Source organism: Pseudomonas persica, from assembly GCF_900291015.1.
Taxonomy (GTDB): Bacteria; Pseudomonadota; Gammaproteobacteria; order Pseudomonadales; family Pseudomonadaceae; genus Aquipseudomonas.
This window is the reverse complement of sequence record NZ_OLKL01000051.1, coordinates 248,182-269,844: the sequence shown is the minus strand read 5'-3', so window position 1 is coordinate 269,844 and position 21,663 is coordinate 248,182. Positions and strand designations below refer to the sequence as shown.

Annotated in this window: 17 protein-coding genes; 12 read left to right on the top strand and 5 right to left on the bottom strand. The window is 62.9% G+C overall.

Features of this window, described 5'->3' with window-relative positions; genetic code table 11:
• Window positions 1-26 precede the first annotated feature (26 nt).
• The gene (gcvH, locus tag FQ664_RS25080; RefSeq protein ID WP_144175670.1) at window positions 27-410 is read left to right on the top strand and encodes a glycine cleavage system protein GcvH; all 384 of its coding nucleotides are present in this window, start codon (window positions 27-29) and stop codon (window positions 408-410) included.
• A gap of 194 nt (window positions 411-604) precedes the next feature.
• Window positions 605-3,478, top strand: a complete 2,874-nt coding sequence (gene gcvP / locus FQ664_RS25075) for an aminomethyl-transferring glycine dehydrogenase (RefSeq protein ID WP_144175668.1) — start codon at window positions 605-607, stop codon at window positions 3,476-3,478.
• 119 nt (window positions 3,479-3,597) lie between these two features.
• Here the strand turns inward: gcvP and FQ664_RS25070 are convergent, their stop codons facing one another.
• The 3 genes from FQ664_RS25070 to FQ664_RS25060 all read right to left on the bottom strand — a co-directional run bounded on the left by FQ664_RS25070 (window position 3,598) and on the right by FQ664_RS25060 (window position 6,146).
• A complete protein-coding gene (locus FQ664_RS25070; protein WP_144175666.1) occupies window positions 3,598-3,912 on the bottom strand; it encodes a DUF2388 domain-containing protein in 315 nt (104 codons plus the stop codon).
• A gap of 89 nt (window positions 3,913-4,001) precedes the next feature.
• On the bottom strand, window positions 4,002-5,687 hold the full coding sequence (locus FQ664_RS25065; protein WP_144175663.1) for a GspE/PulE family protein: 1,686 nt from the start codon (window positions 5,685-5,687) through the stop codon (window positions 4,002-4,004).
• Window positions 5,688-5,840: 153 nt separating this feature from the next.
• Window positions 5,841-6,146: a hypothetical protein gene (locus tag FQ664_RS25060; protein WP_144175661.1), complete on the bottom strand. Its 306-nt coding sequence runs from the start codon at window positions 6,144-6,146 to the stop codon at window positions 5,841-5,843.
• A gap of 126 nt (window positions 6,147-6,272) precedes the next feature.
• On the opposite strand from FQ664_RS25060, the gene FQ664_RS25055 reads away from it, so the two are divergent.
• Window positions 6,273-6,743 (top strand): Lrp/AsnC family transcriptional regulator, encoded by a 471-nt coding sequence (locus FQ664_RS25055; protein WP_144175659.1) that lies wholly within the window; start codon window positions 6,273-6,275, stop codon window positions 6,741-6,743.
• 100 nt (window positions 6,744-6,843) lie between these two features.
• Here the strand turns inward: FQ664_RS25055 and FQ664_RS25050 are convergent, their stop codons facing one another.
• The gene (locus FQ664_RS25050) at window positions 6,844-8,211 is read right to left on the bottom strand and encodes a CYTH domain-containing protein (RefSeq protein WP_144175657.1); all 1,368 of its coding nucleotides are present in this window, start codon (window positions 8,209-8,211) and stop codon (window positions 6,844-6,846) included.
• A 219-nt stretch (window positions 8,212-8,430) separates the two neighbouring features.
• Between FQ664_RS25050 and argE the strand changes: the two genes are divergently transcribed.
• Window positions 8,431-9,573 (top strand): acetylornithine deacetylase, encoded by a 1,143-nt coding sequence (argE, locus tag FQ664_RS25045; protein WP_144175655.1) that lies wholly within the window; start codon window positions 8,431-8,433, stop codon window positions 9,571-9,573.
• 124 nt (window positions 9,574-9,697) lie between these two features.
• The gene (gene argA / locus FQ664_RS25040) at window positions 9,698-10,996 is read left to right on the top strand and encodes an amino-acid N-acetyltransferase (protein ID WP_144175653.1); all 1,299 of its coding nucleotides are present in this window, start codon (window positions 9,698-9,700) and stop codon (window positions 10,994-10,996) included.
• 324 nt (window positions 10,997-11,320) lie between these two features.
• On the opposite strand, the gene FQ664_RS25035 is transcribed toward argA, so the two are convergent.
• Entirely contained in the window at window positions 11,321-12,697 is a 1,377-nt protein-coding gene (locus tag FQ664_RS25035; protein ID WP_144175651.1) for a glutamine synthetase family protein, read from the bottom strand.
• A 574-nt stretch (window positions 12,698-13,271) separates the two neighbouring features.
• Between FQ664_RS25035 and FQ664_RS25025 the strand changes: the two genes are divergently transcribed.
• The 7 genes from FQ664_RS25025 (at window position 13,272) to FQ664_RS24995 (ending at window position 21,582) form a co-directional block, all read left to right on the top strand.
• A complete protein-coding gene (locus FQ664_RS25025; protein ID WP_013974708.1) occupies window positions 13,272-14,630 on the top strand; it encodes a glutamine synthetase family protein in 1,359 nt (452 codons plus the stop codon).
• Between the two features lie 47 nt (window positions 14,631-14,677).
• The gene (locus FQ664_RS25020) at window positions 14,678-16,039 is read left to right on the top strand and encodes an aspartate aminotransferase family protein (RefSeq protein ID WP_144175647.1); all 1,362 of its coding nucleotides are present in this window, start codon (window positions 14,678-14,680) and stop codon (window positions 16,037-16,039) included.
• 170 nt (window positions 16,040-16,209) lie between these two features.
• Window positions 16,210-17,307, top strand: coding sequence for a polyamine ABC transporter substrate-binding protein (locus tag FQ664_RS25015; protein ID WP_144175645.1), 1,098 nt, complete (start codon window positions 16,210-16,212; stop codon window positions 17,305-17,307).
• A 158-nt stretch (window positions 17,308-17,465) separates the two neighbouring features.
• The gene (locus tag FQ664_RS25010) at window positions 17,466-18,560 is read left to right on the top strand and encodes a polyamine ABC transporter substrate-binding protein (RefSeq protein WP_144175643.1); all 1,095 of its coding nucleotides are present in this window, start codon (window positions 17,466-17,468) and stop codon (window positions 18,558-18,560) included.
• 72 nt (window positions 18,561-18,632) lie between these two features.
• Complete coding sequence (gene potA, locus FQ664_RS25005) at window positions 18,633-19,775, top strand: polyamine ABC transporter ATP-binding protein (RefSeq protein WP_144175641.1); 1,143 nt, start codon at window positions 18,633-18,635, stop codon at window positions 19,773-19,775.
• Entirely contained in the window at window positions 19,772-20,692 is a 921-nt protein-coding gene (locus tag FQ664_RS25000; RefSeq protein ID WP_144175639.1) for an ABC transporter permease subunit, read from the top strand. Before potA ends, FQ664_RS25000 begins: the two co-directional genes overlap by 4 nt.
• Window positions 20,689-21,582, top strand: a complete 894-nt coding sequence (locus FQ664_RS24995) for an ABC transporter permease subunit (protein ID WP_144175637.1) — start codon at window positions 20,689-20,691, stop codon at window positions 21,580-21,582. The genes FQ664_RS25000 and FQ664_RS24995 overlap by 4 nt, the downstream gene beginning before the upstream one ends.
• Window positions 21,583-21,663: the final 81 nt, after the last annotated feature.

Sequence of the window (21,663 nt, the reverse complement as noted above, 5' to 3'; positions counted from 1 at the left end):
GCTGAGCCAATCGAGGAATTCAAGACATGAGCAATATCCCCGCCGACCTGCGTTTTGCCGAAAGCCACGAGTGGGCTCGTCTGGAAGCCGACGGCACCGTGACCGTGGGTATCAGCGACCACGCCCAGCAAGCCTTGGGTGATGTAGTGTTCGTCGAGCTGGCCGAAGTCGGCAAGGTATTTGGCGCTGGCGACGCTGCCGGTGTGGTCGAGTCGGTCAAGGCCGCTTCGGACATCTATGCCCCGGTCTCTGGCGAAGTGATCGCGGTCAACGAAGAGCTGGCTGACAGCCCCGAGCTGCTCAACGACACACCTTACGAGTCGTGGATCTTCAAGCTCAAGCCAAGCAACCCGGCCGAGCTGGACAAGCTGCTGGATGCTGCGGGCTACAAGGCCGCGATCGGCGAGTAAGACCGCGTCGCCTTCTTCGCGGCTAAAGCCGCTCCCACAGGTACTGCACAGCGTCTGATACCTGTGCGGTCCCTGTGGGAGCGGCTTTAGCCGCGAAGAGGCCGGGCCTGCAAGCAACTTTCCCCGCAGAATCGGCAATCCCTTCCTAGACTTGTAAGTCTCCATGAGAGCTGTTCCAGGAAGAGAGCGTCGTCATGTCCCAGTCGCCATCCCTGCATCAACTGCAAGAGCTCAACCCTTTCCTGCGTCGCCACCTGGGCCCGGATGCCACGGAGCAGCAGGCCATGCTCAACGCGCTGGGCGTCGCCAGCCGCAGTGAGCTGATCGAGCAGACAGTACCGCCAGACATCCGCCTCAATCGCCCCCTTGACCTGCCTCCTGCGCTGGACGAACAGGCCGCCCTGGCCAAACTCGCCGGTTACGCCGGGCAGAACCAGGTCTGGACCAGCCTGATCGGCATGGGCTACCACGGCACCATCACCCCCACCGTCATCCTGCGCAACGTGCTGGAGAACCCGGGTTGGTACACCGCCTATACGCCCTATCAGCCCGAGATTGCCCAAGGCCGGCTGGAGGCGCTGCTGAACTTCCAGCAGATGGTCATCGACCTCAGCGGGCTGGCTTTGGCCAACGCCTCGCTGCTGGACGAAGCCACCGCCGCCGCCGAAGCCATGGCCCTGGCCAAGCGGGTGGCGCGCAACAAGAGCAATGCCTTCTTCGCCGACCAACACTGTCACCCGCAGACCCTGTCGGTGCTGAAGACCCGTGCCGAGGGCTTTGGCTTCGAGCTGATCGTCGATTCTGTGGATAACCTTGGCAAACACGCGGTATTCGGTGCTTTGCTGCAGTACCCCGACACCCACGGCGAGGTGCGCGACCTGCGCCCGCTGATCGACCATTTGCACAGCCAGCATGCCCTGGCCTGCGTGGCCGCCGACCTGCTCAGCCTGGTGGTGCTGGCGCCGCCCGGGGAGCTGGGCGCCGATGTGGTGCTGGGCTCGACCCAGCGCTTTGGCGTGCCGATGGGCTATGGCGGCCCCCACGCGGCCTATTTCGCCTGCCGCGATGACTACAAGCGGGCCATGCCGGGGCGCATCATCGGCGTGTCGCGTGATGCCCGTGGCAACACCGCGCTGCGCATGGCCTTGCAGACCCGCGAGCAGCACATCCGCCGCGAGAAGGCCAACTCCAACATCTGCACGGCCCAGGTGCTGCTGGCCAACATTGCCGGCTTCTACGCGGTTTATCACGGCCCGGAAGGCCTGCAACGCATCGCCCAGCGCGTACACCGGCTGACCTTCATCCTGGCCGCCGGCCTCGAAAGCAAGGGCATCAAGCGCCTCAACCAGCATTTCTTCGACACCCTGACCCTGGACGTCGGCGGCGCCCAGGCGGCCATCATCGAAAGTGCCGAAGCGGCGCAGATCAACTTGCGCATCCTCGGTCGCGGGCACCTGGGCGTGAGCCTGGACGAGACTTGCAGCGAGCAGACGGTACTGCGCCTGTTCGACATCTTCCTGGGGGTGGACCACGGCCTGGATATCGCCGCACTCGACCAGTTGGCCCTGCCCGAAGGCATCCCCGCCAGCCTGGTGCGGCGCACGCCGTTCCTCGCCCACCCGGTGTTCAACCTGCACCATAGCGAAACCGAGATGCTGCGCTACCTCAAGCAGCTGGAGAACAAGGACCTGGCGCTGAACCAGTCAATGATCCCGCTGGGTTCGTGCACCATGAAGCTCAACGCCACCAGCGAGATGATCCCCATCACCTGGCCCGGCTTTGCCCAGCTGCACCCGTTTGCCCCGGCAGGCCAGGCCACGGGCTACAAGGCGATGATCGACGAGCTGGAAAGCTGGCTGTGCGCGATTACCGGCTTCGATGCCATCTGCATGCAGCCCAACTCCGGTGCCCAGGGCGAGTACGCTGGCCTGATGGCCATTACCCGCTACCACCGCAGCCGCCACCAGCCGCAACGCACGCTGTGCCTGATCCCGTCATCGGCCCACGGCACCAACCCGGCGTCGGCGCAAATGGCCGGCATGGAGGTGGTGATTGTCGATTGCGACGACGATGGCAACGTCGACCTGGCCGACCTCAAGGCCAAGGCCCACGCGGCCGGGGATCGTTTGTCGTGCCTGATGATCACTTACCCTTCGACCCACGGCGTGTACGAGGAGGGGATTCGCGAAATATGCGAAGTGGTCCACCAGCACGGCGGCCAGGTGTACATGGATGGCGCCAACCTCAATGCCCAGGTGGGCGTGGCGCGCCCGGCGGATATCGGTGCCGACGTTTCGCACATGAATTTGCACAAGACCTTCTGTATCCCCCACGGCGGTGGTGGCCCGGGCATGGGGCCGATCGGCATTCGCGCGCACCTCAAGCCGTTCGTCGCCAGTCACCCGGTGGTCCCGGTACCCGGCCTGGAGCCGAACAACAGCGCGGTCAGTGCTGCGCCCTGGGGCAGTGCGAGCATCCTGCCGATCAGCTGGATGTACATCGCCATGATGGGCCCGCAACTGGCCGATGCCAGCGAGGTGGCGATCCTCTCGGCCAACTACCTGGCCAGCCAGCTGGGTGGCGCCTTCCCGGTGCTCTACCGTGGGCGCAACCAGCGGGTGGCGCATGAGTGCATCCTCGATTTGCGGCCACTGAAGGCGCTGACCGGCATCAGCGAAGAGGATGTGGCCAAGCGCCTGATGGACTATGGCTTCCACGCGCCGACCATGTCGTTCCCGGTACCGGGCACGCTTATGGTGGAGCCGACCGAGAGTGAGTCGAAGGCCGAGCTGGACCGCTTCGTCGAGGCGATGCTGGCGATTCGTGCGGAAATTGGCGCAGTGCAGGAAGGCAACTGGCCAGCGGAGAACAACCCGCTCAAGCATGCGCCGCATACCCTGGCCGATGTGCTGGGGGTGTGGGACAGGCCGTATAGCCTGGAGCAGGCGGTAACGCCCAGTGCGCACGTGCGCCAGCACAAGTACTGGCCGGCGGTGAACCGGGTCGACAACGTGTATGGGGACCGGAATTTGTTCTGCGCTTGTGTGCCGGTGGAGGCGTATCGCTAATCGTGGTTTGCCTGTGCCGGCCTCTTCGCGGGTAAACCCGCTCCCACAGGGATAGTGCAAGCTTCGGGCTTATCACTGGACATGTGGGAGCGGGTTTACCCGCGAAGCAGGCGACGCGGTTATTCGGCTAGCGCATTCTTGGCCAGGATGGCATTGGCCAGTTCCATGTCGGAAGCCTGCATCCCCGGGTTCTCCGCGCGGGCCTGACGAATCGCCGCTTCGAGGAACGGCCCGCGGATCGCGCCTTCGCTGGCCACGAAGCTGCCGGCGTCATCCTGCGCCGCCATCACCAGCTTGTGATCCCCGGAGGTCAGGTAGCTCGATGCCGTGGTAGCACCGGTAGTCATCACGTTACGCCAGAAGGTATCGGCCATGGCCGAGCCAATAGGCAGCGAAAGCACGGCAGCGGCGGCGATGGCAGTTTTGACACGCATGTTGAAACACCTCGAAGGGTGAGGGTTGAAGATGCGCGGTTTGATCCTGCTAAAGGGGCGCAAGTTCCTTGAATACAAGGGATTTTTGCTCAGGAGCAGGCCCGTAGTACTTCCTCGACGCAGGTCTGCCCGCTGGCCACTTTGACCTCCCCGCAGCGGCGCAGATCGAGCAATCCATCGGCCACGGCCTGGCGCCGCAAGGTGGCCAGGTCGCTGCCCGGGCCTATCTGCGCGCGCAGGCTGTCGCTGGGTACCAGCAGCTCGAACAAACCCGTGCGGCCATGGAACCCGGTGCCACGACAGGTACGGCACGACTGGCCACCGGGCAGCGCTGCACCAGCCCGGCAATCCGCGCACAGTGTGCGCACCAACCGTTGGGCCATGACCCCGACCAGCGTCGCCTTGATCAGGTAGTCGGCCACACCCAGTTCCTGCAGACGGGTGATCGCACCACAGGCGTCGTTGGTATGCAGGGTCGACAGCACCAGATGTCCGGTCAGGGCCGCCTGTACCGCCACCAGGGCAGTCTCGCGGTCGCGGATTTCGCCGATCATGATGATGTCCGGGTCCTGGCGCAGCATGGCCCGCACACCGTTGACGAAACCCAGGTCCAGGGCGGGCTGCACCTGCAGCTGGTTGAAGGCGGGTTCCAGGCGCTCGATCGGGTCTTCGATGGTGCACAGGTTGACCTGCGGCGTGGCCAGTAGCTTGAGGCTGGCGTACAGCGTGCTGGTCTTGCCGGAACCGGTGGGGCCGGTGACCAGGATGATGCCTTGGCGCTGGCGCAGCAGGCCTTGCCACTGGTCCAGTTGTGGCCCTACCAGGCCGAGCCGCTCGAAGCCTTGTTGCAACTGTTGCGGGTCGAACAGGCGCAGCACCAGTTTCTCGCCGAACGGCGTCGGCAGGGTCGACAGCCGCAGTTCTACCTCACCGCCGCCAGGCAGGCGGCTTTGCAGGCGGCCATCCTGCGGCCGGCGTTTTTCCGCGACGTCCATACGCGCCAGGTGTTTCAGGCGGCTGACCAGCGCCAGGGTCACCCCGGCGGGGAAGGCATAGATGCTGTGCAGCAGGCCGTCGATGCGGTAGCGCAGCTGGCCCTGCTCGCGGCGCGGTTCCAGGTGGATATCGCTGGCGCGTTGCTCGATGGCGTACTGCAGCAGCCAGTCGACGATATGCACGATGTGTGCGTCGTCCGCGCTGGCCTCGGCCTGGCGCTTGCCCAGCTCCAGCAGCTGTTCGAGTTCGCCCAGGCTGGCTGACTGCTGGTATTGCGCGCTCTTTACCGATTGGGCCAGGCGCTGGAACGACTGCCCTGCCTGGCGGATCTGCAGCGGGCTGGCCAGCACGCGACGGATCGGCCGGCCCAGGCTGCGGGTGAGATCGGCCTGCCAGTCATCCTGGTAGGGCTGGGCGCTGGCGACGGTAACGCTGGCGGCGTCGGCGGCGACGATGAGGATGCCATGGCGTTGGGCGAAGGCCGGGGATATCAGGCCGGTGACCTGGGGCAGGTCCAGTTGCAGCGGGTCGATGCGCAGGTAGGGCTGGCCGACCTTGTTCGCCAGCCATTGGCAGAGGCGCTCCAGGTCCAGAGGCTGACCGGGGTGTCGGCGGTCTTCCAGGGCGCAGGCGGCGATCTGCTCCAGCGGGTGGGCAATGGGGGGAGTGGCGGCGTGTTCGAGCACCTGCAGGGTGTCGTTGGCGTGCAGGTGCTGGTCGGTGAGCAGGGCCTGGAGCACGCGCTTGAGGTCGAGTGCAGGATTGTCGGGGGTGTGCATGGTTGGCGTCCGTGCCTGATAGGGAGTCCTGATCAAGGCTAGCCGGGCGAGGGAGGGTTACCGAGGGTGAAAGGTTTCGGGATTTTGCTTTGCTTGTGCCGGCCTCTTCGCGGGTTTACCCGCGAAGAGGCCGGCACAAGCACCGAGCATGGTTCAGACCACCGCCAGCTCCACCCGCTGCAGGTTGCTCAGGCTCACCTCGCCCACACACACCAGGCTGCGCAGTTTCTGCGCAATCACCTCGGCCCGGTGCCAGCTCAGGCCACCGATGCCGACCTCGATATCCAGCCAGTCATCCTGCTGGCTGACCTGCACGCTGTGCGGGGTCAGGAACTGCAGGGCAAACAGGTTGAGCACCCGGCACAGGCTGTCGGGCTCGGCGTCGGCTTGCAGGCGGTAGTGCACGGTGCAGTGGGCGTTGTTGGCGGCCCAGGTGTCGGTACGGGGCTGTGCGTTCATGCTGGTCTCCGCAATTGTGGGAGAAATTCTTGCACGTTGGTGGTGGCATTTTTTCGCTATGATTTGATCATTTTGCTGTATTAGCGAATTGCTTTATTCATGCAGCACTGCTGTGGAGAATTATCAATGCAAAGCGAACTGGACGCCTACGACCGCCGTATCCTCGAACTGCTGCAGGGGGACGCTTCGCTGTCCAGCGCGCAGATTGCCGAGCGTGTCGGGCTGTCGCAATCGCCGTGCTGGCGGCGTATCCAGCGGTTGAAGGAGGAGGGGGTGATTCGCGGGCAGGTGACCTTGCTGGACCGCAAGAAGGTCGGCCTGAACACGCAGATTTTTGCCGAGGTAAAGCTCAACGCCCATGGGCGTTCCAACTTCACCGAGTTCACCGAGGCAATCCGCGGGTTTCCTGAGGTGTTGGAGTGTTATGTGCTGATGGGGTCGGTGGATTTTCTGCTGCGCATCGTCACGGCGGACATCGAGGCTTATGAGCGGTTTTTCTTCGAAAAACTGTCGAACGTGCCGGGGATTCAGGAGGTGAATTCGATCGTGGCGCTGTCGGAGATCAAGTCGACCACCAGCCTGCCACTGTCGCGCTGAGGCATTCGCGGGTAGACCCGCTCCCACAGGGTTATTGGTGCGCCAGAGAGGAACGCGATCCTGTGGGAGCGGGTTTACCCGCGAAGAAAGCGACGCGTTATCACGCCTTGAGCAGGTGCTTCCAGCCGCGGCTCTGATCCACCACCCGAGCCTGCTCGATACGCGCTTCCAGCACTTCATCGCTGAGCGGCTGTTCAGCCAGTTCGTGCAGCTTCTTCAGGTCGCCATACAAGCGGTCCATCTGCGGCGCTTCCAGCACCTGACGGGCGTGGTGCAGCCAAGCCAGCAACTGTTCGATACGCGGCAGCTGCTCGGCCAGGTCTTCCGGGCGCTGGGTGTACAGCGGCAGCTTCAACGCTTGGCCTTCTTCGCCCAGCAGGTGCGCCAGCCAGCTGGCCAGTTGCGCCTTGCCCTGGCGTTCACCACGGCCCTTGCGCTCTACGGTCCAGGCACGGGCCAGCAGCCAGCGCGAGGTTTCCAGCGAGAACTGGCCCCAGCGCACGTCTTCCAGTTCTTCGGCGAACTGCTCGGGGGCGGCGCGGCGGATATCTTCGTCTTCGTTGCCGGCCTGTACCAGCGGGCGCCAGTCCTCGAGCAGGGCGTCGAGGCTGCTGCGCAGGTCGCGGGTGGTGGCGCGTGGTGCGGCCTGGCCCAGGCTGGCGGTAATGGCACGCAGCTCGCTCAGGCACTCGACCCAGTCCTGCAGCAGGCGCCAGTGGCCGTTGTGGCGGTATTGCTCGGCCAGGCGCTGGCTGCTGCCCAGCAGTTGCCAGGCCAGTGCGGCGTAGGCGTCGTCCAGGGCCATTTCGGCTTCCAGCTCGGTGTGCGGCAGGCTCAGCTCGTAGCTGTCCGGCTCCAGCAGGCGGTAGCCACGCTCGGCCTTGCTGATGTCGCATGGCATCAGCGGCAGGCTGGCGGCCAGCTCGGCGGCCAGTTCCAGCAGGGCCTGCGGCTCGCCTTCACGCAGTTCCAGTTCCAGCTCGCAGATTTCTTCCTTGCGCTTGCCGGCGATCACGAAGCCCTGGTCGAGCGCGGCCTCGATCACCACCTTGCTCTTGCCACGGCCCCAGGCAATTTCGGCGTATTCACGGCTGAAGTCGGTGGTGAACAGCGGCTTGATGGTCTTTTTGTCCAGGTTGGCCAATTGCGCGGGCCAGCAGCTGTCGTCGAGCTTCTTCAGGTCGAGCTTGACCTTGTCCAGTTGCCATTCGTGCTCGTTGCGCTCGGACAGGCCGGCCACGCTGGTGCCGCGGCACTTGAGGGTCTGGATGATGGCCTCGCCATCGCGGCGCAGGCGCAGGGCGACACGGGCGGCGGAAAGTTCGCGCTCGGGGGTGTCGAAGTACTGGTTGAGCAGTTCGCGGGTCTGCCAGCCGGACTTGTTGCGCTTTTTCAGCAGAGGGTGCTCGCGCAGGGCGGCAAGGGTCTCGCGGCTGGCGCGGAGCTTGAGTTCGGTTTCTTTGTGCATCACAGACTCGAAGGAGGGGGCGTGGTTGCCCAGCAGTTTACAGGAGTCGGCTGTTGTCTGTTGGATCGTGGAGGCTTCTTCGCGGGTAAACCCGCTCCCACAGGGAAAGCGCCGTACGTGAGGGCAGCACAGTACCTGTGGGAGCGGGTTTACCCGCGAAGAAGCCCACACGGTTGGATGGCATTGCTATGATGGGCAACGCTTCCGAGGAGTACGCGCATGCCGTTGCCGACGCTGAAAGACCAGTTCGCCGCCCTGATCGCCGCGCCCTCGGTCAGTTGCACCCAGCCTGCGCTGGACCAGTCCAACCGCCAGGTCATCGACCTGCTGGCCGGCTGGCTGGGCGACCTTGGCTTCCACTGCGACATCCGCCAGGTCAGCCCCGGCAAGTTCAACCTGCTGGCCAGCCGTGGCACCGGCCCGGGCGGCCTGGTGCTGGCCGGGCACAGCGACACCGTACCCTATGACGAACAGCTGTGGACCAGCGACCCGCTGAAGCTGACCGAGGTCGATGGCCGCTGGGTCGGTCTGGGCAGTTGCGACATGAAGGGTTTCTTCGCCCTGATCATTGAAGCGGTCATCCCGCTGCTGGAGCACGACTTCAAGCAGCCGCTGCTGATCCTCGCCACCTGTGACGAAGAAAGCTCCATGTCCGGCGCCCGCGCCCTGGCCGAGGCCGGCCAGCCGCTGGGCCGTGCGGCGGTGATCGGTGAGCCCACCGGGCTGCGGCCGATCCGCATGCACAAAGGCATCCTCATGGACCGCATCGACATCCTCGGGCGCAGCGGCCACTCCTCGGACCCAAGCCTGGGCCGCAGCGCCATGGAGGCCATGCACGCGGTGATGAGCGAGCTGATGGGGTTGCGCCAGCAGTGGCAGCAAACCTACCGCAACCCGCAATTCAGCGTACCGACCCCGACCATGAACTTCGGCTGCATCCATGGCGGCGACAACCCCAACCGTATCTGTGGCCAGTGCGCCCTGGAATTCGACCTGCGCCCGCTGCCAGGCATGGACGTGGAACAACTGCGTGCGGCCATCCGCACCAGGCTGGTGCCCGTGGCAGAGCGCTTTGAGGTGCGCATCGACTATGCGCCGTTGTTCCCGGAGGTGCCGCCATTCGAGCAGGCCGCCGACGCCGAGCTGGTGCAAGTGGCGGAGCGCCTGACCGGCCATCGCGCCGAAGCTGTGGCGTTCGGCACCGAAGCGCCTTATCTTCAGCAACTGGGCTGCCAGACCATCGTGCTGGGCCCCGGCGACATCGCCTGTGCCCACCAGCCCGGCGAATACCTTGAAATGTCACGAATCGAGCCTACCGTGCGTCTATTGCGTGACCTGATCCGGCACTATTGCCTGCACTAAACGTCAATCGTACTGATTCGTTCCTGTCTAGAGGAGACCGCGCGTGACCGCAAGCCTGTTCCGACGATGATCCTGAACGCCCCCTGTATCGCCGTTCTCCGTCCACTTATCCACAGGCCCTGTCATGCCCGACTACGTCAACTGGCTGCGTCATGCCTCCCCGTACATCAATGCCCATCGCGACTGTACCTTTGTGGTCATGCTCCCTGGCGATGGGGTGGAACACCCTAATTTCGGCAATATCGTCCACGACCTGGTGCTGCTGCACAGCCTTGGCGTGCGCCTGGTGCTGGTGCATGGCTCACGCCCGCAGATCGAAAGCCGTCTGGCTGATCGCGGCCTGACCCCGCACTACCACCGTGGTCTGCGCATCACCGATGCCGCCACCCTGGACTGCGTGATCGATGCCGTCGGCGCTCTGCGCCTGGCCATCGAGGCACGCCTGTCGATGGACATCGCCGCTTCGCCGATGCAGGGCTCGCGCCTGCGCGTGGCGTCCGGCAACCTGGTAACGGCGCGGCCGATCGGCGTGCTTGAAGGCGTGGACTACCACCATACCGGCGAAGTGCGCCGGGTCGATCGCAAGGGCATCAGCCGCCTGCTCGACGAACGCTCCATCGTGCTGTTGTCGCCGCTGGGCTACTCGCCCACGGGTGAAATCTTCAACCTGGCCTGTGAAGACGTGGCCACCCGCGCCGCCATCGAACTGGGTGCCGACAAGCTGCTGCTGTTCGGCGCCGAGCCGGGCCTGCTGGACGAGGACGGCAAGCTGGTGCGCGAGCTGCGCCCACAGCAGGTTGCCCCACACCTGCAGCGGCTGGGCAGCGACTACCAGGCGGAGCTGCTGGATGCCGCAGCCGAAGCCTGCAAAGGCGGCGTGGCGCGTAGCCATATCGTCAGCTATGCCGAGGACGGCGCCTTGCTGACCGAGCTGTTCACTCGTGGCGGTGGCGGCACGCTGGTGTCGCAGGAGCAGTTCGAAGTGGTGCGCGAGGCGACCATCGAGGACGTGGGCGGTTTGCTGGAGCTGATCAGCCCGCTGGAAGAGCAAGGCATCCTGGTGCGCCGTTCGCGCGAAGTGCTGGAGCGGGAGATAGAGCAGTTCAGCGTGGTGGAACGCGAAGGGATGATCATCGCCTGTGCGGCGCTGTATCCGATTGCCGACTCCGAGGCGGGCGAGCTGGCGTGTCTGGCGGTGAACCCGGAGTACCGCCATGGCGGGCGCGGGGATGAACTGCTGGAGCGCATCGAGAGCCGGGCGCGGCAGTTGGGGTTGAATACCCTGTTCGTGCTGACGACGCGTACCGCGCACTGGTTCCGCGAGCGCGGGTTTGCGCCGAGTGGCGTTGAGCGGCTGCCGGCAGCGCGGGCTTCGTTGTACAACTACCAGCGCAATTCGAAGATTTTCGAGAAGCCCTTGTAAACCTGTACTGGCCTCTTCGCGGGTGAACCCGCTCCCACAGGATCTTCACTGGACCTGAGGCCGGCGCGGTCCCTGTGGGAGATGGCCCAGCCCTTTGGGCTGCGCTGTCGCATAGAGAACTGAATTTGCAAGCGGTCCGTGCATCCTGTGGGAGCGGCTTTAGCCGCGAAGAATCCAACGCGGTGCATGGCACGGGTGAACCCGCTCTCACAGGATCTTCACTGGACCTGAGGCCGGCGCGGTCCCTGTGGGAGCGGGTTTACCCGCGAAGCAGGCGACACCGACCTCGAACAAAAACGCCGCCCTTGGGGGCGGCGTTATCGTTTACACGGTATGCAGGTACCAGTTGTACTCGAGGTCGGAGATCGAGTGCTCGAACTCCTCCAGCTCGCTCTCCTTGCACGCGACGAAGATGTCGATGTACTTCGGATCGATGTACTTGTTCAGGATCTCGCTGTCGTCCAGCTCGCGCAGGGCATCGCGCAGGTTGTTCGGCAGGCTCTGCTCCAACTGCTCGTACGAGTTGCCTTCGATCGGCGCACCTGGCTCGACCTTGTTGGTCAGGCCATGGTGCACACCGGCCAGCACGGCAGCCATCATCAGGTACGGGTTGGCGTCGGCACCGGCCACGCGGTGCTCGATGCGCACGGCGTCCGGCGAGCCGGTCGGCACGCGCAGGGCCACGGTGCGGTTGTCCAGGCCCCAGCTCGGCGCGTTCGGTACATAGAACTGCGCGCCGAAGCGGCGGTACGAGTTGACGTTCGGGCAAAGGAACGCCATGGACGCTGGCAGGGTCTCGAGCACACCGCCGATAGCGTGACGTAGCGCGGCGTTCTGCTCGGGATCCTCGCTGGTGAAGATGTTGTTGCCATCTTTGTCCAGCACGGAAATGTGTACATGCAGGCCGTTACCTGCCTGGCCCGGGTAGGGCTTGGCCATGAAGGTGGTGTCCATCTCATGGTCGTAGGCGATGTTCTTGATCAACCGCTTGAGCAGTACCGCGTAGTCGCAGGCCTTGAGCGGGTCGGCCACGTGGTGCAGGTTGACTTCGAACTGCGCCGGGGCACTTTCCTTGACGATGGCGTCGGCCGGGATGCCTTGCTCCTTCGCGCCTTCGAGGATGTCCTGCAGGCAGTCGGCATATTCGTCGAGGTCGTCGATCAGGTACACCTGGGTCGACTGTGGGCGTTTGCCCGAAATTGGCGAGCGTGGCGGCTGCGGGCGGCCGTTCACGTTCTCCTGATCGATCAGGTAGAACTCCAGCTCGAATGCAGCGCAGATGGTCAGGCCCATTTCGCTGAACTTGCTCACCACCTGGCGCAGCACTTCGCGCGGGTCGGCGAAGAACGGCTCGCCTTCCAGCTCGTGCATGGTCATCAGCAGCTGGGCGGTGGGGCGCTTTTGCCACGGCTCATTACAGAGCGTGTCGGGGATCGGATAGCAGATGCGGTCAGCATCGCCGATGTCCAGGCCCAGCCCGGTGCTTTCGACGGTGGAACCGTTGATGTCCAGGGCGAAGAGGGAGGCAGGCAGGTTGATGCCTTTCTCGTAAACCTTGTGGAGGCTGGTGCGCTCTATGCGCTTGCCACGCACCACACCATTCATATCTGCAATCAGAAGGTCAACGTAGAGAACCTCAGGATGTTCCTTAAGGAACGCGTTCGCTTCGTTAAGCTGAACGGCACGCGGGGGTACCGACATGATGCAACACCTTTGTTGTTAAAAATATCAATCAAGGGGGGCTTGCAAGACCAGTCAATCGAAAAGACAAACTGATGTCAAGCCAACCCCATGATGCCCTGAAATGGCACATCGACGGCAGATTTGCTGCATATCGGGGCAAACCATTATCCGCTATTTCCCGTGGAAAGGGCTATCTCCGACAAGCCGTGTTTTATTTTTTACGGAGGTGTTGTGTAAAAAAATGAACAAGGCTAAGCTCGGTCTCAACCCAAAACACAATAATACGAGGGTCACATGGTCCGCTTGCCGCGACCTGAAAGCACTGCCTGCGCAGTGCCATCGGGTACCTCAGTCATTTTTGCAAGCTTCGTCAATGGCGTGGCCGCCCTGGCCGCAATAATTGACGTTTGGCGCTCCCGGACCTGCCCTCGTAGCGGCTTGCCGCCCTTCGTTTCGTCTTCCTGCCTTTCGAACTCATTACGGATGCACCTGTTTTCAGTGTATCCACTGCGGCTCTGCGCGGGGGTTTTTGCTTTAGCAATCCACTCCATCCAGAATCAAGCTGCGGACCACCTTACCTCCTGAGGTATTTATGAGTAACAACCTCGACCAGCTCACCGATTGGTTGAAAGAGCACAAGATTACCGAAGTCGAATGCATGATCAGTGACCTGACCGGCATCACGCGCGGCAAGATTTCGCCTACCAACAAATTCATCGCCGAAAAAGGCATGCGCCTGCCCGAGAGCGTACTGCTGCAGACCGTGACCGGCGACTACGTCGACGACGACATCTATTACGAACTGCTCGACCCGGCGGACATCGACATGATCTGCCGCCCCGACGAGAACGCCGTGTTCCTGGTGCCGTGGGCCATCGAGCCGACCGCCCAGGTGATCCACGACACTTACGACAAGAAGGGCAACCCGGTCGAGCTGTCGCCGCGCAATGTGCTGAAGAAAGTCCTCAAGCTCTATGCAGACAAGGGCTGGCAGCCGATCGTCGCGCCGGAGATGGAGTTCTACCTGACCAAGCGCAGCGAAGACCCGGACTTCCCGCTGCAGCCCCCGGTTGGCCGTTCGGGCCGCCCGGAAACCGGTCGCCAGTCGTTCTCGATCGAGGCCGCCAACGAATTCGACCCGCTGTTCGAAGACGTCTACGACTGGTGCGAACTGCAGCAGCTGGACCTCGACACGCTGATCCATGAAGACGGCACGGCGCAGATGGAGATCAACTTCCGTCATGGCAATGCCCTGCACCTGGCCGACCAGATCCTGGTGTTCAAGCGCACCATGCGCGAGGCCGCGCTCAAGCACAACGTGGCCGCCACCTTCATGGCCAAGCCCATGACCGGCGAGCCGGGCAGTGCCATGCACTTGCACCAGAGCGTGGTCGACGTGGCCACCGGCAAGAACATCTTCAGCAATGATGACGGCAGCATGAGCGAACTGTTCCTGCACCACATCGGTGGCCTGCAGAAGTTCATCCCCGAGGCGTTGCCGCTGTTCGCCCCCAACGTCAACTCGTTCCGCCGCTTCCTGCCCGACACCTCGGCGCCGGTGAACGTGGAGTGGGGTGAGGAAAACCGTACCGTCGGCCTGCGCGTGCCGGACGCCGGCCCGCAAAGCCGTCGGGTCGAGAACCGCCTGCCAGGCGCCGACGCCAACCCTTACCTGGCCATTGCCGCCAGCCTGCTGTGTGGCTACATCGGCATGGTCGAAGGCATCGACGCCAGCGCGCCGGTGCAGGGCCGTGGCTACGAACGCCGCAACCTGCGCCTGCCACTGACCATCGAAGATGCCCTGGAACGCATGGAAAACAGCCGTGCGCTGGTGCAGTACCTGGGCAAGAAGTTCATCACCGGCTACGTCGCCACCAAGCGCGCCGAACACGAGAACTTCAAGCGTGTCATCAGTTCCTGGGAGCGTGAGTTCCTGCTGTTTGCTGTCTGATCAAACCTGGTGCCGCAGGACGCGGCTGTCGAACAACGGAGAAGCACATGAGCGTCAACAACCCGCAAACCCGTGAATGGCAAACCCTGAGCGGGGAGCATCACCTCGCGCCCTTCAGTGATTACAAGCAGCTGAAGGAGAAGGGGCCGCGCATCATCACCAAGGCCCAGGGTGTGCATTTGTGGGATAGCGAGGGGCACAAGATCCTCGACGGCATGGCTGGCCTGTGGTGCGTGGCAGTGGGTTATGGCCGTGAAGAACTGGTGCAGGCGGCAGAAAAGCAGATGCGTGAACTGCCGTACTACAACCTGTTCTTCCAGACTGCCCACCCGCCTGCGCTGGAGCTGGCCAAGGCGATCTCCGACGTGGCGCCGCAAGGCATGACCCATGTGTTCTTCACCGGCTCCGGCTCCGAAGGCAACGACACCGTGCTGCGCATGGTCCGCCACTACTGGGCGCTGAAAGGCAAGCCACAGAAGCAGACCATCATCGGCCGCATCAACGGTTACCACGGCTCCACCGTGGCCGGTGCCAGCCTGGGCGGCATGAGCGGCATGCACGAGCAGGGTGGCCTGCCGATCCCGGGCATCGTGCATATCCCGCAGCCATACTGGTTCGGCGAAGGCGGCGACATGACCCCGGATGAATTCGGGGTGTGGGCAGCCGAGCAGCTGGAGAAGAAAATCCTCGAAGTCGGCGAAGACAACGTCGCGGCCTTCATCGCCGAGCCGATCCAGGGCGCCGGCGGCGTGATCATCCCGCCGGAAACCTACTGGCCGAAGGTGAAGGAGATCCTCGCCCGGTACGACATCCTGTTCGTCGCTGACGAAGTGATCTGCGGTTTCGGCCGTACCGGCGAGTGGTTCGGCTCCGACTACTACGACCTCAAGCCGGACCTGATGACCATCGCCAAGGGCCTGACTTCCGGTTACATCCCCATGGGTGGTGTGATCGTGCGTGACAGCGTGGCCCAGGTACTCAGCGAAGGCGGCGACTTCAACCACGGCTTCACCTACTCCGGCCACCCGGTGGCGGCCGCGGTGGGCCTGGAAAACCTGCGCATCCTGCGCGACGAGAAAATCGTCGAGAAGGTGCGCACCGAAGCGGCACCGTATTTGCAAAAGCGTTTGCGTGAACTGCAGGACCACCCGCTGGTGGGCGAGGTACGCGGCCTGGGCCTGCTCGGCGCGATCGAGCTGGTCAAGGACAAGGCCACCCGCAGCCGTTTCGAAGGCAAGGGTGTGGGCATGATCTGCCGCACCTTCTGCTTTGACAACGGCCTGATCATGCGTGCGGTGGGTGACACCATGATCATCGCGCCACCGCTGGTGATCAGCCATGCAGAGATCGACGAGTTGATTGAAAAGGCCCGCAAGTGTCTGGATTTGACGCTCGAAGCGATCCGTTGACAGTTTGCTAGGCTAGCGATGTGACATTAAGTCGTTACAAGGCCCTGCTTTCCTTGATACAGGGCCTTGTAACTTGCCAGACTAGCGACTGTTTCAGTCGCCGCGCGCTCTGCACCGTAGGTTCTGGCTGCTGAACAGATGGCTAAATAAAAAATTCTGGAGCATTACGCATGAATAAAATGGGCAAGACGTTGCTGGCCGCCGCCCTGATGGGTGCCATGGCCTCCGCTGTTCAGGCTGAAGACAAAGTGTTGAACGTCTATAACTGGTCGGACTACATCGCTCCGGACACCATTGCCAAGTTCGAGAAGCAGACCGGCATCAAGGTCAAGTACGACGTCTTCGACAGTAACGAAACCCTCGAAGCCAAGCTGCTGGCAGGCAAGTCCGGCTATGACATCGTCGTGCCGTCCAACAACTTCCTGGCCAAGCAGATCAAGGCTGGTGTGTACGAGGAACTGGACCGTTCCAAGCTGCCAAACTGGAAGAACCTCGACACCGACCTGCTCAAGGCCGTTGGCGATGCCAGCGACAAGGACAACAAGCACGCCTTCCCGTACATGTGGGGCTCGATCGGCATCGGCTACAACCCGGAGAAGGTCAAGGCTGCGCTGGGCGTGGACAAGATCGATTCGTGGGACGTGGTGTTCAAGCCCGAGAACATCGCCAAGCTCAAGAGCTGCGGCGTGAGCTTCCTCGACGCCCCGACCGAAATGCTCCCGGCTGCGCTGCACTACCTCGGCAAACCGACCGACAGCACCAAGAAAGAAGACCTGAAGGCCGCCGAGGACCTGTTCCTCAAGATCCGTCCTTCGATCACCTACTTCCACTCGTCCAAGTACATCGGCGACATGGCCAACGGCAACATCTGTGTAGCCGTCGGTTACTCGGGTGACCTGGAGCAGTCCAAGGCCCGCGCCCATGAAGCCGGCGACAAGGTCAAAGTGGACTACGTCATTCCGAAGGAAGGTGCCGGTACCTTCTACGACATGGTCGCCATCCCTAAAGATGCCGAGCATAAAGACGCTGCCTACCAGTTCATGAACTTCCTGATGCAGCCGGAAATCATGGCTGAAATCACCAACGCCGTGCGTTTCCCGAACGGTAACGCTGCTGCCACCCAGTTCGTGGACAAAGAGATCACCAGCGACCCGAGCATCTACCCGCCTGCTGAAGTGAAGAAGCAGCTGTACGCGATCGCGGCGCCTGAAGCTTCGGCCCAGCGTGTGATCACCCGCAGCTGGACCAAGATCAAGTCGGGCAAATAAGCCCGATGCGGCACCTCTGGGCCGGGGGTTCCCGGCCCAGAGGCAGTGAACGGCAATTGATGATTGCGGCATCGAAGCTGCGAAGGTAAGTTGCGCGCCGGTTTTGCGTGTGCGGCAGCATTGTCGCTACCCAGGCACTGATTGTGAGGACCACCCACTTGTCTATTTCTGCATTCCGCAAGGCCTTGATGGCTGGAGCGGGCCTGACGCTGGCATGCAGCGTCCAAGCGGCGCCTACGGTGCACTTCTACAACTGGTCCGACTACATCGGCCCGACCACACTCGCGGACTTCGAGAAAGCCACGGGCATCAAGCCCGTGCAAGACGTGTTCGACTCCAACGAAACCCTGGAAGGCAAGCTGCTGGCCGGCAACACTGGCTATGACGTGGTGGTGCCGTCCAACCATTTCCTCGGCAAGCAGATCAAGGCGGGCGCGTTCCAGAAGCTCGACAAGAACCTGCTGCCCAATTATTCCAACCTGGACCCGGCGCTGATGAAGCGTCTGGAAAGAAACGACCCGGGCAACCAGTACGCCGTGCCTTACCTGTGGGGCACCAACGGCATCGGTTATAACGTCGACAAGGTGAAGGCCGCGCTGGGCGTGGACACCATCGACTCCTGGGCCGTGCTGTTCGAACCCGAGAACATGAAGAAGCTCGCCAAGTGCGGCGTGGCCTTCCTCGACTCGGCGGACGAAATGCTGCCGGCGGTGCTCAACTACATGGGGCTGGACCCCAACAGCACCAATGCCAAGGACTACCAGGCCGCCGAGAAGAAACTGCTGGCGGTACGCCCCTACGTGACCTACTTCCACTCGTCCAAGTACATCACCGACCTGGCCAACGGCGACATCTGCGTCGCGGCAGGTTTCTCGGGTGATGTGTTCCAGGCCAAGGCCCGCGCTGAAGAAGCGAAAAAGGGCGTGAACCTGGCCTACGCCATTCCCAAGGAAGGCGGCAACCTCTGGTTCGACGTGCTGGCGATCCCCAAGGACGCCAGGAACGTCAAAGAGGCGCATGCCTTCATCAACTATTTGCTGAAGCCTGAGGTTATCGCCCAGGTCAGTGATTACGTCGGTTACGCCAACCCGAACCCCAAGGCTGGCGACCTGATGGACCAGGCCGTGAGGACTGACGCCGCGGTTTACCCACCGCAGGAAGTGCTGAACAAGATGTTCGTGAACTCAGAGTTGCCACCCAAGGTGCAACGGCTGATGACCCGTAGCTGGACCAAGGTCAAGTCGGGCAAGTAAAAATCCAGGCCCGCGGCGGCCCCTGGAAGAACAGGGCTCGCGGGCACAAAAATCTTGTTGGGAGTTTCACTCATGGCAGTTGCCTCCGGTGCCTATAAAAAAGCCCTCGAGGGTGGCCAGCAACCCAAGCAGGTGCTGGTCAAGATCGACCGGGTTACGAAAAAGTTCGACGAAACGGTAGCCGTGGACGATGTGTCCCTGGAAATCCGCAAGGGCGAGATATTCGCCCTGCTGGGTGGCTCCGGTTCCGGCAAGTCCACCTTGCTGCGCATGCTGGCCGGCTTCGAGCGCCCGACCGAAGGGCGGATCCTCCTCGATGGCGTCGACATCACCGACATGCCGCCCTACGAGCGGCCGATCAACATGATGTTCCAGTCCTACGCGCTGTTCCCGCACATGACCGTGGCGCAGAACATCGCCTTCGGCCTGCAGCAGGACAAGATGCCCAAGACCGAGATCGACGCCCGCGTGGCCGAGATGCTCAAGCTGGTGCACATGACCCAGTACGCCAAGCGCAAGCCGCACCAGCTGTCCGGTGGCCAGCGCCAGCGCGTGGCCCTGGCCCGCTCGCTGGCCAAACGCCCCAAGCTGCTGCTGCTCGACGAGCCGATGGGCGCACTGGACAAGAAACTGCGTTCGCAGATGCAGCTGGAACTGGTGGAGATTATCGAGCGCGTGGGCGTGACCTGCGTGATGGTGACCCACGACCAGGAAGAGGCCATGACCATGGCCGAGCGCATCGCCATCATGCACCTGGGCTGGATCGCCCAGATCGGCTCGCCGGTGGACATCTACGAGACGCCTACCAGCCGCCTGGTGTGCGAGTTCATCGGCAACGTCAACCTGTTCGAAGGTGATGTGGTCGACGACGCCGAAGGCCACGCGATCATTGCCAGCCCGGAGCTGGAGCGCAAGATCTATGTCGGCCACGGCATCACCACTTCGGTGGAAGACAAGCACATTACCTACGCCCTGCGCCCGGAAAAGATGCTGGTCACCACCGAGCAACCGACCTGCGAACACAACTGGTCGCGCGGCAAGGTTCACGACATTGCCTACCTGGGTGGCCACTCGGTGTTCTACGTCGAGCTGCCGAGCGGCAAGGTCGTCCAGTCGTTCGTCGCCAACGCCGAGCGCCAGGGCACCCGCCCGACCTGGGGCGATGAAGTGTACGTGTGGTGGGAAGACGACAGCGGCGTGGTACTGCGGTCATGAAACTGCGCAAGCTCAAGCGAGCCTTCCAGCGTATTACCCCGGAGGGGCGGCACCTGGTGATCGGCGTGCCGTTCATCTGGCTGTTCCTGTTCTTCATGCTGCCGTTCTTCATCGTGCTGAAGATCAGCTTCGCCGAAGCCGACGTGGCGATCCCGCCGTATACCGAAATCTACAGCTATGTCGAAGACAAGTTGCAGCTGGTGCTCAACCTGGCCAACTACGGCCTGCTGACCGAGGATGAGCTGTATATCTCGGCCTACCTGGGTTCGCTGAAGATGGCCTTCTTCAGCACCCTGTTGTGCCTGCTGATCGGCTACCCGATGGCCTATGCCATCGCCAATGCCAAGAAAGAGACCCAGACGGTCTTGCTGTTGCTGATCATGATGCCGACCTGGACCGCGATCCTGATCCGCGTCTATGCCTGGATGGGCATACTCAGCAACAACGGCCTGCTCAACGGCTTCCTGCTGTGGACCGGGTTGATCGACCAGCCGCTGCAAATCCTCAACACCAACCTGGCGGTGTACATCGGCGTGGTCTATTCGTACCTGCCGTTCATGATCCTGCCGTTGTTCGCCAACCTGGTGAAGCACGACCCGAGCCTGCTCGAGGCTGCTTCGGATCTGGGTTCGAGCACCTTCAACAGCTTCTGGAAGATCACCGTGCCGCTGTCGAAGAACGGCATCATTGCCGGTTGCATGCTGGTGTTCATCCCGGTGGTGGGTGAGTTCGTGATCCCTGAACTGCTCGGCGGCCCGGAAACCCTGATGATCGGCAAGGTGCTGTGGCAAGAGTTCTTCAACAACCGTGACTGGCCGGTGGCATCTGCGCTGGCGGTGGTGATGCTGGTGATCCTGATCGTGCCGATCCTGCTGTTCAACCGCAGCCAGGCCAAAGAAATGGAGGGCAGGGCATGAAGCGCTTCAGTTTCTCCAAGCTGATGCTGGTGCTCGGCTTGCTGTTTATCTACCTGCCGATGCTGATTCTGGTGATCTACTCGTTCAACGCCTCCAAGCTGGTGACGGTGTGGGGCGGCTGGTCGATCAAGTGGTACGTCGGCCTGCTCGACAACACCCAGCTGATGGGTTCGGTGATGCGCTCGCTGGAAATCGCCTGCTACACGGCGGTGGCGGCGGTGGCGCTGGGTACCCTGGCGGCGTTCGTGCTGACCCGGGTCACCCGCTTCAAGGGCCGCACGCTGTTCGGCGGCCTGGTCACCGCGCCGCTGGTAATGCCCGAGGTGATCACCGGTCTGTCGCTGTTGCTGCTGTTCGTGGCCATGGCGCAGATGATCGGCTGGCCGCAGGAGCGCGGCATCGTCACCATCTGGATCGCCCACACCACGTTCTGTGCAGCGTATGTGGCGGTGGTGGTGTCGGCACGCCTGCGTGAGCTGGACCTGTCGATCGAGGAAGCGGCGATGGACCTGGGTGCCAAACCGTGGAAGGTATTCTTCCTGATCACCATCCCGATGATCGCGCCGTCGCTGGCGGCGGGCGGCATGATGTCGTTCGCCCTGTCGCTGGATGACCTGGTACTGGCCAGCTTCGTGTCGGGCCCGGGTTCGACCACCTTGCCGATGGAAGTGTTCTCGGCGGTGCGCCTGGGCGTGAAGCCGGAGATCAACGCCGTGGCCAGCCTGATCCTGCTGTCGGTGTCGCTGGTGACCTTCTTCGTCTGGTTCTTCAGCCGCCGTGCAGAAGAGCTTCGTCGCAAGGCGATTCAGCAGGCGATCGAAGAGGGTGCGGCGGCCAACGCCTCGCAGCCACAGGTCAAGCGCCCGACGCAGGTGGCTGCTTCGGCCTGACCCGGCCTCTTCGCGGGTAAACCCGCTCCCACAGGGGCATGTGCAGTCTTCAAGGCCTGCGCAGTACCTGTGGGAGCGGGT

Coding starts and splice junctions, on each gene's coding strand:
- FQ664_RS25015 (WP_144175645.1), top strand. CDS start 16,210: ATGAATAAAATGGGCAAGACGTTGCTGGCCGCCGCCCTGATGGGTGCC.
- potA (WP_144175641.1), top strand. CDS start 18,633: ATGGCAGTTGCCTCCGGTGCCTATAAAAAAGCCCTCGAGGGTGGCCAG.
- FQ664_RS25035 (WP_144175651.1), bottom strand. CDS start 12,697: ATGTCGGTACCCCCGCGTGCCGTTCAGCTTAACGAAGCGAACGCGTTC.
- FQ664_RS25070 (WP_144175666.1), bottom strand. CDS start 3,912: ATGCGTGTCAAAACTGCCATCGCCGCCGCTGCCGTGCTTTCGCTGCCT.
- argA (WP_144175653.1), top strand. CDS start 9,698: ATGCCCGACTACGTCAACTGGCTGCGTCATGCCTCCCCGTACATCAAT.
- FQ664_RS25020 (WP_144175647.1), top strand. CDS start 14,678: ATGAGCGTCAACAACCCGCAAACCCGTGAATGGCAAACCCTGAGCGGG.
- FQ664_RS25050 (WP_144175657.1), bottom strand. CDS start 8,211: ATGCACAAAGAAACCGAACTCAAGCTCCGCGCCAGCCGCGAGACCCTT.
- gcvH (WP_144175670.1), top strand. CDS start 27: ATGAGCAATATCCCCGCCGACCTGCGTTTTGCCGAAAGCCACGAGTGG.
- gcvP (WP_144175668.1), top strand. CDS start 605: ATGTCCCAGTCGCCATCCCTGCATCAACTGCAAGAGCTCAACCCTTTC.
- FQ664_RS25060 (WP_144175661.1), bottom strand. CDS start 6,146: ATGAACGCACAGCCCCGTACCGACACCTGGGCCGCCAACAACGCCCAC.
- FQ664_RS25000 (WP_144175639.1), top strand. CDS start 19,772: ATGAAACTGCGCAAGCTCAAGCGAGCCTTCCAGCGTATTACCCCGGAG.
- FQ664_RS25055 (WP_144175659.1), top strand. CDS start 6,273: ATGCAAAGCGAACTGGACGCCTACGACCGCCGTATCCTCGAACTGCTG.
- FQ664_RS25065 (WP_144175663.1), bottom strand. CDS start 5,687: ATGCACACCCCCGACAATCCTGCACTCGACCTCAAGCGCGTGCTCCAG.
- argE (WP_144175655.1), top strand. CDS start 8,431: ATGCCGTTGCCGACGCTGAAAGACCAGTTCGCCGCCCTGATCGCCGCG.
- FQ664_RS25025 (WP_013974708.1), top strand. CDS start 13,272: ATGAGTAACAACCTCGACCAGCTCACCGATTGGTTGAAAGAGCACAAG.
- FQ664_RS24995 (WP_144175637.1), top strand. CDS start 20,689: ATGAAGCGCTTCAGTTTCTCCAAGCTGATGCTGGTGCTCGGCTTGCTG.